General features: G+C 69.1%; 7 protein-coding genes and 1 pseudogene. 3 read left to right on the top strand and 5 right to left on the bottom strand.

The features are described 5' to 3' along the window. Positions 1–150: 150 nt before the first annotated feature. Positions 151–966: a hypothetical protein gene (locus QOL88_RS14280; RefSeq protein WP_502961624.1), complete on the bottom strand. Its 816-nt coding sequence runs from the start codon at positions 964–966 to the stop codon at positions 151–153. A 17-nt stretch (positions 967–983) separates the two neighbouring features. Between QOL88_RS14280 and QOL88_RS14275 the strand changes: the two are divergent. Then, positions 984–5,540: pseudogene (locus QOL88_RS14275) on the top strand (polymorphic toxin-type HINT domain-containing protein); the annotation flags it as partial. 591 nt (positions 5,541–6,131) lie between these two features. On the opposite strand, the gene QOL88_RS14270 reads toward QOL88_RS14275, so the two are convergent. The 4 genes from QOL88_RS14270 to QOL88_RS14255 are packed head-to-tail and all read right to left on the bottom strand — an operon-like array spanning position 6,132 to position 11,792. Continuing rightward, positions 6,132–7,292 (bottom strand): acyl-CoA dehydrogenase family protein, encoded by a 1,161-nt coding sequence (locus tag QOL88_RS14270; RefSeq protein WP_097216797.1) that lies wholly within the window; start codon positions 7,290–7,292, stop codon positions 6,132–6,134. A gap of 5 nt (positions 7,293–7,297) precedes the next feature. Beyond that, positions 7,298–8,248, bottom strand: coding sequence for a hydroxymethylglutaryl-CoA lyase (locus QOL88_RS14265; protein ID WP_097216796.1), 951 nt, complete (start codon positions 8,246–8,248; stop codon positions 7,298–7,300). Beyond that, positions 8,245–10,161, bottom strand: a complete 1,917-nt coding sequence (locus QOL88_RS14260) for an acetyl-CoA carboxylase biotin carboxylase subunit (protein ID WP_097216795.1) — start codon at positions 10,159–10,161, stop codon at positions 8,245–8,247. The genes QOL88_RS14265 and QOL88_RS14260 overlap by 4 nt, the downstream gene beginning before the upstream one ends. Positions 10,162–10,175: 14 nt before the next feature. Further along, positions 10,176–11,792 (bottom strand): carboxyl transferase domain-containing protein, encoded by a 1,617-nt coding sequence (locus QOL88_RS14255; RefSeq protein ID WP_097216794.1) that lies wholly within the window; start codon positions 11,790–11,792, stop codon positions 10,176–10,178. Between the two features lie 87 nt (positions 11,793–11,879). On the opposite strand from QOL88_RS14255, the gene QOL88_RS14250 reads away from it, so the two are divergent. Both QOL88_RS14250 and QOL88_RS14245 read left to right on the top strand, forming a co-directional pair. Further along, complete coding sequence (locus tag QOL88_RS14250) at positions 11,880–12,473, top strand: SACE_7040 family transcriptional regulator (protein WP_097216793.1); 594 nt, start codon at positions 11,880–11,882, stop codon at positions 12,471–12,473. Between the two features lie 331 nt (positions 12,474–12,804). Next, entirely contained in the window at positions 12,805–13,962 is a 1,158-nt protein-coding gene (locus QOL88_RS14245; protein WP_097216792.1) for an acyl-CoA dehydrogenase family protein, read from the top strand. The last annotated feature ends 19 nt before the right edge of the window (positions 13,963–13,981 follow it).

Genomic DNA, 13,981 nt, shown 5'->3' with positions numbered 1-13,981 from the left:
GGTCGGGGCCTACGGCTTGAGACTGGCGGGTCCGGGCCTACGGCTTGAGACTGCCGGGCTCGGGCTTGCGGCTTGAGACTGGCGGGTCCGGGCTTGCGGCTTGAGACTGGCGGGTCCGGGCTTACGGCTTTGAGGCCGCCGGGGCCGGGCTTACGGCTTGAGGCGGCGCGCCACGGCCCTGACCAGGTCGGTACGGGCGACCTGAAGGGTGAAGGCCTCGCCTTGGTCCGCCGCGGGCTTCGCATACCAAGGGAGCCCGCGGCGGCGCCACTTGGCGGGAGCGAGGTCCGCGGGGACCGGCGGCAGGCCCCATGCCCAGCCGCCGAGCCGCAGTTGCCCGGCCCACAGCCCCGCCGGCAGTTCGGCGACCGGCACCCGCACGACGAGATCGGCGCCGGACGGTGAGGCGTGGGCCGGAAAGACGGCGGTGCCGCCCCGGCCGTCCTCCAGATGGACGGCGAGAGCGCCGTCGGGAAAGCCGGCGAGGGCGCAGCGAACGCCGAACTCCAGCTCGGTGGGCGCGTCCGCTGCCCACCGCACGGTGGAGACACTCACCTGCGGCAGCACGGCATGCTTGCGCTCGCCGATGTCGAGGGTGAAGTTGCCGTGCGGTGTGGTGGTGTAGAGCGTGACGGCGCGGGCCTGGCCGCCACCGTCCACGATGTGCGTGGCCGCCGCGCCCGACACGGACGCGTCCCGCTTGCTGCCGATGCGCACAGCTCGGCTGATGCCCTGGGCGCCGATGACGAGGGAGATGTCCCACAGTCCGTCGGGCAGTCCGCTGCCGTCTGCGGCGGTGGCGACGTCGACGGAGACCTCGAAGCCGGCCGTCTCGTAGACGTAGTGGCCCTCGTCATCTTCTTTGCCGAGACCGGGGGTCGGGGTGTGCGCGACCGGCAGCCGGTACTCCGCGCCGCTGTCCCGTTCGCGCAGGAGGAGCTCGGTGGTGACGTCCTCGGTCGCGATCCGGTGCAGGTAACCGTGGTGATTGGCGCGGCTACGGCAAGGTGCGCGTCGTCACCTCGAACGGCACCAACTCCCCGTCCAACACGAAGACCGAGCACGTCTTCTTCCGCGGTCTTCACGGTGACGTCAACGCGAGCGGTGCCACGCGCTCCGCATCGGTGACCGACTCGAACGGGACCTCGTACGAGGACACGGAGTGGAAGGCCGGTCAGGAACTCGAGACCCTCACCTACGACGGCGCCACTGTCACCGAGAAGTCGGTGGCGGTGCCGTGGACCGCGGTGACGGCCACAAGTACCAAGGACTGGGGCACCCGCAGGGCTCGCTACGTCGCGAACGGTGCGACCGACACCTACGTGGCGCTCGCCATCGGCGGCTGGCGTCGTACGCGGGCGACCACCCAGTACGACTCCAAGACCGGGCGGGTCCGCCAGGTCGACGACTACGGCGCGGTCGGTGTCGCCGACAACGAGTGTGTCCGCACCGAGTACGCGGACAGCGAGAGCCGGCACATGTACGCGTACGTGTCCCGGGTGGAGAAGGTCAGCGTCGAATGCGGCGTGACCCCCGACCGGCGCACCCAGGTCATCTCCGACGACCTGACCCTCTACGACGGCTCCACCACGCTGGGCGCGGCCCCGACCAAGGGCGACGTGACCACCACCAAGCGCCTCGAATCGCACAGCGGAACGACGGCCACCTATCAGACCACTGCCGTCACGACGTACGACGACTTCGGTCGTCCGCTGGTGGTGAAGGACGCGGAGACGGCCTCGTCTCCGACGGAATACGCCTCGTCGACCACGTACGCGGAAACGTATGGACTCGCCACGAAATCGGTGGTCACCAACAGAGCGGGCTGGACGGCCACGACCGAGTACGCGCCGCAGTGGGGCGTGCCGACCGCCAAGGTCGACCAGAACAACCGGCGCACCGAACTCGCCTACGACGGACTGGGCCGCCTGACGTCGGTCTGGCTGCCGGACCGTATCGGCGCGACCGCGTCCATCACGTACACGTACCTGGTGCGCGGGAACACCGGCCCGACCGCTGTGCAGACCCAGAAGATCGAGAAGGGCGGGCAGTCGTACGGCAGCGAATGGACGCTGTACGACGGCCTGTTGCGGCCCCGCCAGGTGCAGACCGAGGGACCGGGAGGCGGCCGCATGGTCGCCGACACCCTCTACGACGGCTCCAACCGGGTGGTACAGGTCAACGACACCTACTACGCCGCAGGTGCCCCGTCCTCCCAGCTCTTCAATCCGGTCAACGCCGACCTCACCGGTCAGACGGTGACCGAGTACGACGGGGCCGGAAGGGTCACCGCTTCGATCTTCAACGTGCAGGGTGAGGAGAAGTACCGCACGTCCTTCGTCCACGGCGGCGACCGGGTCACTACGACCCCGCCGGCGGGTGGCACGAAGACGACGGTGGTGAAGGACGCCCGGGACCACACCACGACCCAGATCCAGTACCCGCAGGGCGGGGACGCGGTCACCACGTCCTACGGATACACCCCGGCCGGTCAGCTGCAGAAGGTGACGGACGACGCCGGGAACGTGTGGACCTACACGTACGACCAGTTGGGCCGCAAGAAGACGGCGGTCGACCCGGACACGGGTACATCCGAGTTCACCTACGACGCCCTGGACCGTCAGACGTCGGTGACGGTCAACGGCAACAAGACGTCCACCAAGTACGACAACCTGGGGCGTCCGGAATCCACCTGGCAGGGTGAGCCGGACACCGGCACCAAGCTGTCGATGACGAAGTACGACACCGCCGCCAAGGGTGAGCTGTACGGCGTCTACAGCTACAAGGACGGCGCGGTCCACTCGTCGGTCACCTATCCGACGCTCGACGCGAACAACGACTACAAGCCCGTGTCGACGAAGTACTTCCTGTCGAAGACGGCCGAGCCGCAACTGGGCGGGACCTACGAGTTCACCGCCCAGTACAACGACGACGGGACGGTGCTGGGGCAGGGTCTGCCGGCGGCGGGCGACCTGCCCGCGGAAGCCCTCGGCTACTTGTACGACGAGCTGCAGCGGCCGACGGGCCTGAACACCTCGTTGGGCGGCCTCAAGTACGTCACCGACGTGTCGTACTCGCCGACCTCCGATCTCGAGCAGGTGGAGCTGTTCACCGGCGAGTCGACGGCCAAGAAGACCTGGCTGAACAACACGTTCGAGGCGGGCACGCACCGCCTGGCCAACGCGAGCGTCAGGGTGGAGGGCGCGGCGAGCGCCGCCTACGACGCGGACTTCACCTACAACTCCGTCGGTGACGTCCTCTCGATCGCGGACACACCCGCCAGTGGCACGAGCGACGTGCAGTGCTTCCGGTACGACGGCCTGCGGCGTCTGACCGACGCGTGGACCTCGTCGGTGGCGACCAACGGCTCCAGGGGCACGGGCGGCGCGGATGCGGCGTGTACACCGGATGCGGCGTCCTCGACGGTCGGCGGGGTGTCCCCGTACTGGACGGAGTACGGGTACGACGCGATCGGTAACCGGAAGAGCGAGACGCGGCACGGTCTGGGCGGGGCCCCTACCTCGACGCGGACGTACGCGTACGGGGAGAAGTCCGGCCCCAACGGCACGAACTCCGGTCCGCACACGCTGTCTTCGGTCGTGGAGAAGACGGCGGCCACGAGCACGACGCCCGAGGTCACGTCTCAGGACACCTACACCTACGACGTGACCGGCAACACGAAGACCCGTGCTCTCAACGGGGACACCCAGTCCCTGGACTGGGACAAGCAGGGCGAGCTGACGAAGGTCACGAACGCTGACGGCACGGTGACGCAGTACACGTACGACGCGTCGGGCGAGCGTATTCTCCGGGACACCTCCAAGGAGAAGACGTTCTACCTGCCGGGCATGGAACTGCACCTGGACAAGTCGACGTCCAAGGTGACGACGACTCGCTACTACGCGTTCGGCGCCATGCAGATCGCCATGCGGGACGCAGCCGGTGTCCACTTCCTGGCGTCGGACCACCAGGGGACGTCTCAGCTGGCGATCAACGCCAAAACCGGTGAGACGACGCGCCGCCGCACGGACCCGTTCGGTAACCCGCGCGACGAGTCCACGTCATCGTCCTCGGCTCCCGCCTGGGTGAACGACAAGGGCTTCGTCGGCGGGACGGTCCAGAAGTCCACGGGCTTGACGACCCTCGGGGCGCGTGAATACGACTCGGACACGGGCCGCTTCATCTCGGCGGACCCGATCATCGACTACACCGACCCGCAGCAGATCAACGGCTACTCGTACAGCAACAACAACCCGGTCACCTTCTCCGACCCGAGCGGGCTCAAGCCCGACGACTGCGTGAACGTCGGCATCACCTGCACCCTGGAGCGTGACGGCGGGTGGGAGGTCAAGGCGACCGACACCTACTACACCTACTACGGGGTCAAGAAGCCGACCGAGTCGCCGGCGCAGCACCGGGCGCGCCAGCAGAAGGCGCGAGCGGACGCGGCCAAGCAGCGGGCGATCGCCGTCGCCAAGGAACTCGGGCAGATCATCGCGGACGAGCTGGGCATCACAGACGCGCTGGACTGCTTCACCACGGGCGCGTTGGGCTCCTGCGGGGCCACGGCACTCAACGTCGTCTCGTCGCTCGTGGCCGGTGGACCGCTGTCACGGCTGGCGGCGAAGTACTGGAACAAGCTGGACAAGGCCTGGGCCTTGATCAAGCGCATCGGAGGCCTGAGCCGCAGGCTGTGGGACAGCTTCCAGGACTGGCGCAAGAGCAGCAAGGCGGCGGACGAGGCGACGGAGGCGGTTGCCTGCAAGGTCGGTAACAGCTTCACGCCCGGCACGAAGGTGTTGATGGCCGACGGTTCGACGAAACCGATCAAGGACGTCGACATCGGCGACAAGGTCTTGGCGACCGACCCGGAGACGGGTGAGACGAAGGTCGAGACGGTCACAGCCGAGATCAAGGGCAAGGGCCTCAAGCACCTCGTCAAGGTCACGGTCGACATCGACGGCAAGAAGGGCTCGAAGACGGCTTCGGTCACAGCGACCGATGGTCATCCGTTCTGGGTTCCTGAGCTGGGGGAGTGGGTCGACGCCACTGATCTGAAGGCGGGGGAGCGGCTGCGGACCCGCGCGGGCTCGCGTGTGCAGGTCGCTTCCGTGAAGCGGTGGACGACGGGTTTGGCCACGGTTCACAACCTCACCGTCAACGACTTGCACACGTACTATGTGCTGGCGGGTGAGACGTCGGTACTCGCGCACAATGCAACACCAGGTCAAAAGTGCGATCTGACGCTGGGTGCTGGCCCGAATGCCCGAGAGGGAGTAGGTCTGGAGAACGGTGACATTGAAGCAGATGGCGTTCGAGATCTGATCAATGAATCCGGAAATAAGCACGGCTGTCACACTTGCGACGCCACGACCCCCGGCACCAAGGACGGGGACTGGATTCCAGATCACCAACCGCCGTCTAGTCTCGTCGACCCTGGATCTCCTCAGACGGCGTATCCTCACTGTCTGCCTTGCGCTAGGCGGCAGGGAGGGGTCGTCTCACAACTTTCACAAGGAAAGAGCAAGAAGGAATGGTAGCTAATAGCCCTGTGGTTGCATTCCTGGCAAAAATCGAGCACGGATGCCTGATCTTGCGGGATGCAGGAAGTGACGATGACGTCAGTGACTGGGACCCGGCGTCGAGCAGCTGGTATCGAGAGGGCAGTTCACTCATCTTCGGCGTCCAGGCCAGTGTCGACGGTCCTGTCGAATGCGAGGTATGGAAGTCGGATCCGTCTGCGGTGCTCCCTGCGAACCTCTTTGAGGTGCCACTCCCATGCCCGTCCGGGTGGCTGGTATTGCATGACCCGAACGAATACGCTCGAATGCAATTCACGGGATTCCGTGGGTCTGTGATCTGTTCGGTAATGGTGGATGATGCGCAATTTCCGTCAAAGGTTCAGATCTTGCTGAGGGGAGAAGGTAAGTAGCTTCTTTACGCTCGCAGCAACGGGCGAGGCTGCACTCGGGGAATCGCCAGTTTCTGGTATGTGGCGTGGGGGCGTCGCTCCCCTAGCGATGCCGGCCTTCCCGCGCCGTTCCGAACCGCAAAGTTGAAGCCCCGTCAGGTGTGTCCTGACGGGACTTCTGCATGGAGCGATGGCAGTAGTTGACGCCAGCCGGCTGGCGTCAGCCCACCAGCCCCAACTCCCGCGCGATCAGCATCCGCTGTACCTCGCTCGTGCCCTCGCCGATCTCCAGGATCTTGGAGTCCCGCCACATGCGGGCCACCGGGTATTCGTTCATGAAGCCATAGCCGCCGTGGATCTGGGTGGCCTCGCGGGCGTTGTCCACCGCGACCGTGGACGAGTGGAGTTTCGCCAGGGCCGCTTCCTTCTTGAAGGGGGCTCCGGACACCAGGCGGGCCGCCGCGTCGCGCCAGGCGAGGCGGGACGTGTGGGCCTTCATCTCCATGTCGGCGATCTTGAACTGGATGGCCTGGTTGGCGGCGATGGGCTTGCCGAAGGCGTGGCGTTCCTTGGCGTACTTGACCGATTCGTCCACGCAGCCCTGGGCCAGACCCGTCGCCAGCGCCGCGATCGCGATGCGGCCCTCGTCGAGGATGCGCAGGAACTGGGCGTAGCCGCGGCCCTCTTCGCCCAGGAGGTTCTCCGCCGGGACGCGGACGTCCGTGAAGGACAGCTCGCGGGTGTCCGAGGCGTTCCAGCCGACCTTGGAGTAGGGGGCCGCGACCGTGAAGCCGGGGGTGCCCGACGGGACGATGATCGAGGAGATCTGCGGCCTGCCGTCGGGCTTGCGGCCCGTGACCGCCGTGACCGTCACCAGGCCCGTGATGTCGGTGCCCGAGTTGGTGATGAAGCACTTCGTGCCGTTGATCACCCACTCGTTCGTGGCGGAGTCCAGACGCGCCGTCGTACGGGTCGCGCCCGCGTCGCTTCCGCCGTCCGGCTCTGTCAGACCGAACGCGCCCAGGAGTTCGCCCGAGCAGAGGCGGGGGAGCCATTCCCGCTTCTGGGCCTCGGTGCCGTAGAGGTGGATCGGCATCGCGCCGAGGGAGACGCCGGCCTCCAGGGTGATCGCCACCGAGGAGTCGACCCGCGCCAGTTCCTCCAGGGCCACGCCGAGGGCAAGGTAGTCGCCGCCCATGCCGCCGTACTCCTCGGGGAACGGCAGGCCGAACAGGCCCATGCGGCCCATCTCCCGGACGATCTCGTACGGGAACTCGTGCCGCTCGTAGAAGTCGCCGATCTTCGGCGCCACCACCTCGTGCGCGAACTCCTCGACCGTGCGGCGGAGTTCCTCCAACTCGGGGGAGAGACGGAAGTCCATGGTGATCAGTGCTCCTCGGTGTCCTCGTGGGACAGGGCTCGGACGGTGCGGGACGGGCTGGGTCGGCCCAGATGGGTGGCCATCCACGCGCTCGTGGCGACGAGGCGGCCGAGGTCGATTCCGGTGTCGATGCCGAGGCCCCGCAGCATCCACACGAGGTCTTCGGTGGCGAGGTTGCCGGTCGCCGACTTCGCGTACGGGCAGCCGCCCAGGCCGCCCGCCGAGGCGTCGACCGTGGTGACGCCCTGCTGGAGAGCCGCGAGGGTGTTGGCGAGGGCCTGGCCGTAGGTGTCGTGGAAGTGGACGCCGAGGGCGGTGGGCGGGACGCCCGCCTCGTCCAGGGCCGCGAGGAGTGCGACCACGTGTCCCGGGGTGGCCACGCCGATCGTGTCGCCCAGGCTCAGTTCGTCGCAGCCCATGTCCAGGAGGGCCTTGCAGACCTTCACCACCTGGGGGAGGGGGACCGCACCCTCCCACGGGTCGCCGAAGCACATGGAGAGGTAGCCGCGGACATGGACGTCCTCGGACTTCGCGCGGTTCACCACCGGCTCGAACATCGCCAGTGCCTCGTCCACCGTGCGGTTGAGGTTGGCCTTGGCGAAGGATTCCGTCGCGCTGGCGAAGACCGCCACCCGCCGGGCGCCCAGCGCCAGGGCGCGGTCCAGGCCCCTCTCGTTCGGGACGAGCACCGGGAGTGCCACCGGGAGGTCGCTGACGAGAGGGAACAGCCGCTCCGCGTCCGCCAGTTGAGGGACCCACTTGGGGTGGACGAAGCTCGTCGCCTCGATCGTCGTCAGGCCCGCGTCGGCCAGGCGGCGGATGAACTCCGCCTTGACCTCCGTGGGGACCGTCGCCTTCTCGTTCTGCAGGCCGTCGCGCGCACCGACCTCGTGGATGCGGACGCGGGTGGGCAGGTCCCTGCTCGGGACGGCCATCGGGAGCCCTGGGGCTGTCATTCCGCCGCCTCCTCGTGCGGTGCGATGACCGCCAGCACCTGGTCCATGGCGACCGTGGTGCCGGGGGCCACGTCCAGCTCGGTGACCTTGCCGGCGTGCGGCGCGGAGATGACGTGCTCCATCTTCATCGCCTCCACCACCAGCAGGCTCTGACCGGCGCTCACCTCGTCGCCGACGGCGACCTTCACCACCGTCACCGTGCCGGGCATGGGTGCGGTGAGGGAATCGGCGCCCGCGTGCGCCGACCGCGTGAGGGACGCGGCGACCGGGTCGTGGTCGCGCACGTGCCAGGCGTCGCCGTCGCGGCCGAGCCAGTCGGCGGTGCGGTGGAAGGTGTGCCGGACGCCGTCCAGGGTGACCGCGACCCGGTCGCCGGTGACCGTGGCCGTGCCGCGCGGGGTGTACTCCTCCGGCTCCTGCACCCGCAGGGGGAAGACCGGCGGCTTCGGCACACCGCCCAGGCGCCAGCCGCTCGGCACCGAGAACGGGTCCGTCCAGCCGCCCGGCTCCGGCTTCAGGGCCTCGAGGCGTACGGCCGCCGCCGCCTCGTACACCTCCTCCGGTACGTCCGTGGGGACCAGTCCCTCGACCTCGCGCTCGACCAGGCCGGTGTCCATGTCGCCGGAGACGACCGCCGGGTGGGCGAGCAGGCGGCGCAGGAAACCGGCGTTCGTCTGCACGCCGAGCGTGACCGTCTCGGCCAGGGCCGCCCGGAGTTTGCGCAGGGCGGTCGCGCGGTCGGGGCCGTAGGCGATGACCTTGGAGAGCATCGGGTCGTAGAGGCTGCCGACCTCCGTGCCCTCGGTGAGGCCCGAGTCGGTGCGGACGCCGTCGCCCTGCGGTTCGCGCAGCTTCAGGACGGTGCCGCCGGAGGGGAGGAAGCCACGGGCCGGGTCCTCGGCGCAGATCCGGGCCTCCACGGCGTGACCGGTCAGCCGTACGTCCTGCTGGGTGAAGCCGAGGGGCTCCCCGGCCGCGACCCGCAGCTGCCACTCCACCAGGTCCAGGCCCGTGATCAGCTCCGTGACCGGGTGCTCCACCTGGAGACGGGTGTTCATCTCCATGAAGTAGTACGACGACGGGTCGGTGCCGGGGACGATGAACTCCACCGTGCCCGCGCCCCGGTACCCGCAGGAGCGGGCTGCCTGGACCGCTGCCTCGCCCATCGCGGAGCGCGTCTCCTCGTCGAGGAGGACGCTCGGCGCCTCCTCGATGATCTTCTGGTGGCGGCGCTGGAGGGAGCACTCGCGCTCCCCGAGGTGGACCACGTTCCCGTGGCCGTCCGCCAGGACCTGGATCTCGATGTGGCGGGGGCGGTCGATCCAGCGCTCGACGAGGAGCGTGTCGTCGCCGAAGGAGGCGCGGGCCTCGCGGCGGGCCGACGCGATCTCGTCCTCCAGCCGGGTCAGGTCCCGCACCAGGCGCATGCCCTTGCCGCCGCCGCCCGCGCTGGGCTTCAGCAGCACGGGCGCGCCCAGCTCGCGGGCCGCGTCGGCCAGATCCGGGTCGCGCCCACCGGGCACGACCGGTACCCCGGCCTTCTGGACCGTCTCCTTGGCGCGGATCTTGTCGCCCATCAGGGCGATGGCGTCCGCCGGAGGTCCGATGAAGACCAGGCCGGCCTCGGCGCAGGCGCGCGCGAAGGCGGCGTTCTCGGCGAGGAAGCCGTAGCCCGGGTGGACGGCCTGCGCGCCCGTGCGGGCCGCCGCCTCCAGCAGGCGCTCCACCGAGAGGTAGCTCTCGGACGCGGGAGCCGGTCCGATCCGCACTGCCGTGTCGGCCTCGCGGACGTGCCGGGCGTCGGCGTCCGCGTCGGAGAAGACGGCCACCGAGCGCACGCCCATCGACCGCAGCGTCCGGATCACCCGTACGGCGATCTCGCCGCGGTTGGCCACCAGTACTGTCTCGAACATCGTCGTCCGTCCCCTCACATCCGGAAGACGCCGAACTGGGGGTCACCCAGGGGCGCGTTGGCGCACGCGGTCAGGGCCAGGCCCAGGACCTGACGGGTGTCCAGCGGGTCGATCACACCGTCGTCCCAGAGGCGGGCCGAGGCGTAGTAGGCGTTGCCCTGGCGCTCGTACTGGGCGCGGATCGGGGCCTTGAAGGCGTCCTCGTCCTCGGCCGGCCAGGACTCGCCGCGCCCCTCCAGCTGGTCCCGCTTGACGGTCGCGAGGACCGAGGCGGCCTGCTCGCCGCCCATGACCGAGATCTTGGCGTTCGGCCACATCCACAGGAAGCGGGGGGAGTACGCCCTGCCGCACATCGAGTAGTTGCCCGCGCCGTACGAGCCGCCGACCACGACCGTCAGCTTCGGTACGCGGGTGCAGGCCACCGCCGTGACCATCTTGGCGCCGTGCTTGGCGATGCCGCCCGCCTCGTAGTCCTTGCCGACCATGAAGCCCGAGATGTTCTGGAGGAAGACCAGGGGGATGCCGCGCTGGTCGCACAGCTCGATGAAGTGGGCGCCCTTCTGGGCGGACTCGGAGAACAGGATGCCGTTGTTGGCGACGATACCCACCGGGTGGCCGTGGATCCGGGCGAAGCCCGTGACCAGGGTCTGGCCGAACTCGGACTTGAACTCGGCGAAGCGGGAGCCGTCGACGACCCGGGCGATGATCTCGCGCACGTCGTAGGGGGTGCGGGAGTCGACCGGGACCGCGCCGTAGAGGCTGTGCGGGTCGACCTTGGGCTCCGTCGCCTCCGTGACCTCCCAGGGGAGCGGGCCTCGGGAGGGGAGCGTGGAGACGATGGTGCGAACGATGCGCAGCGCGTGCGCGTCGTTCTCCGCGAGGTGGTCGGTGACGCCCGAGGTGCGGGAGTGGACCTCGCCGCCGCCCAGCTCCTCCGCCGTGACGACCTCGCCGGTGGCCGCCTTCACCAGGGGCGGGCCGCCCAGGAAGATGGTGCCCTGGTCGCGGACGATCACCGCCTCGTCGCTCATCGCCGGGACGTACGCCCCGCCGGCCGTGCACGAGCCGAGGACGGCGGCGATCTGGGGGATGCCGGCACCGGACATGCGGGCCTGGTTGTAGAAGATGCGGCCGAAGTGGTCGCGGTCCGGGAAGACCTCGTCCTGCATGGGGAGGAAGGCGCCTCCGGAGTCCACCAGGTAGACGCAGGGGAGGCGGTTGTCGAGGGCGACCTCCTGGGCGCGGAGGTGCTTCTTGACCGTCATCGGGTAGTACGTGCCGCCCTTGACCGTGGCGTCGTTGGCGATGACCACCGTCTCGCGGCCGCTGACCCGGCCGATGCCGGCGATGACGCCGGCGGCCGGGGCCTGCCCCTCGTACATCCCGTCGGCCGCGAGCGGGGCCAGCTCCAGGAACGGCGAGCCCGGGTCGAGGAGGGTGTCCACACGGTCGCGGGGGAGCAGCTTGCCGCGCGCCGTGTGGCGGGCGCGGGCCTTCTCGCCGCCGCCCTGTGCGGCGGCGGCGAGCTTGGTGCGCAGCTCCTCGACGAGGGCGTGGTGCCCCTCCTCGTTGGCCCGAAAGGCCTCCGACGCGGGGTCTGCCGCGCTCGTGAGCTCCGGTGCCTCGTGCATCCTGCGGGTCCCCTCACCTTGTTAATGAGCGTTAACACATTTCCTTCAGGTTAACGACCGCTAACCTCCCTGTCTAGAATTGTTTTCATGGCCACCAGAACCGACGCCCCCACCCGCCGCGAGCAGATCCTCAAGGAGGCCGCTCGGCTGTTCGCCGAGCGGGGCTTCCACGGGGTCGGAGTCGACGAGATAGGCGCCGCGGTCGGGATCAGCGGGCCCGGGCTGTACCGGCACTTCGCGGGCAAGGACGCCATGCTCGCGGAGCTGCTGGTGGGGATCAGCGGGCAGTTGCTGACCGGGGCGAAGCGGAGGCTGGCGGAGGCGGACGGGGGTGGGGCGGAGGCGGTCCTCGACTCGCTGATCGAGGGGCACATCGACTTCGCGCTCGACGACCGGCCTCTGATCACCCTGCACGACCGTGAGCTGGACCGCCTCCGGGACACCGACCGGAAGATGGTGCGGCAGTTGCAGCGGCAGTACGTGGAGCTGTGGGTGGGGGTGGTGCGGGAGGTGTACCCGGGGTTGGGGGAGCCTGCGGCTCGTTCTGCCGTGCACTCGGTGTTCGGGTTGTTGAACTCGACGCCGCATCTGGGGAGGGCGGGGTCGCTGCCCGGCCGGGGGGCCACGGCGGAGTTGTTGCACCGGATGGCCCGGGGGGCGTTCGCGGCGGCGGAGAACTGACGCGCGGACCCACCCTCGGCGCCCACCGGTGACGCACGGACCCTCGGTACCCACCGGCGGCGCGCGGCCCCTCGGTATCCATCGGCGACGCACGGACCCTCGGTGCCCACCGGCGAGCAGACCCTCGGTATCCACCGGTGACGCGCGGACCCTCGGTGCCCACCGGCGAGCAGACCCTCGGTATCCACCGGTGATGCGCGGGCTCTCGGTGCCTACCGGCGTGATCGGCGTGACGAGCGTTACCCCACCCCCACCCTGGACGGTCGCTGATACCCGCCGGTATCTTTGGCTGAGCAAGCGCTTAGACATGCGAAGTCGTGGAGGTGGCGGCGTGCGCCGTACGGTGTTCAACGAGGATCACGAGGCGTTCCGGGAGACCATCCGCGCCTTCATCGAGGCCGAGGTCGTACCGGTGTACGACGAGTGGTTCGCGGCGGGCCAGGCGCCCCGCGACTTCTACTACAAGCTCGGTGAGCTGGGCATCTTCGGCATCAACGTGCCCGAGGAGTTCGGCGGCGCGGGCCTGGAGAGCCACAAGTTCGAGGCCGTGCTGTACGAGGAGACCGCTCGTGCCGGCGTCCAGTTCGGTGGCTCCGGCGTGCACGTGCTGCTCGCCCTGCCGTACCTCAAGATGCTCGCCACCGACGAGCAGAAGAAGCGGTTCCTGCCGAAGTTCGTCTCCGGCGAGGAGATGTGGGCCATCGCGATGACGGAGCCGGGCACCGGTTCCGACCTCGCGGGCATGAAGTCCACCGCCAAGCTGAGCGAGGACGGCACCCACTACGTCCTCAACGGCGCCAAGACCTTCATCACCGGCGGCGTGCACGCCGACCGCATGATCGTCTGCGCCCGCACCTCCGCGCCGACCGCCGAGGACCGCCGCCACGGCATCTCCCTCTTCGCCGTGGACACCAAGTCCGAGGGCTACTCCGTCGGCCGCAAGCTCGACAAGCTCGGCCTGAAGACCTCCGACACCGCCGAGCTGGCGTTCGTCGACGTCAAGGTGCCCGTCGAGGACCTGCTCGGCGAGGAGAACAAGGGCTTCTACTACCTCGGCCACAACCTGGCCTCCGAGCGCTGGGGCATCGCCTTCGGTGCCTACGCCCAGGCCAAGGCCGCCGTGCGGTTCGCCAAGCAGTACGTCCAGGACCGCACCGTCTTCGGCAAGACGGTCGCGTCCTTCCAGAACACCAAGTTCGAGCTGGCCGCCTGCCAGGCCGAGGTGGACGCCGCCGAGGCCGTCGCCGACCGCGCGACCGAGGCCCTGGACGCCGGTGAGCTCACCCCCGCCGAGGCCGCGAGCGCCAAGCTGTTCTGCACCGAGGTCGCCCACCGCGTCATCGACCGCTGCCTCCAGCTGCACGGCGGCTACGGCTTCATGAACGAGTACCCCATCGCCCGCCTGTACGCGGACAACCGCGTCAACCGCATCTACGGCGGCACGAGCGAGATCATGAAGTCGATCATCGCCAAGAACATGGGCCTGTAAGGCCCCCGACACCGAGACG

Origin of the sequence: Streptomyces sp. Ag82_O1-12, assembly GCF_900182715.1 — a bacterium.
Classification (GTDB): domain Bacteria; phylum Actinomycetota; class Actinomycetes; order Streptomycetales; family Streptomycetaceae; genus Streptomyces; species Streptomyces massasporeus.
Note: the sequence above shows the minus strand (reverse complement) of the source record. Positions and strands in the feature narration are given on the sequence as shown.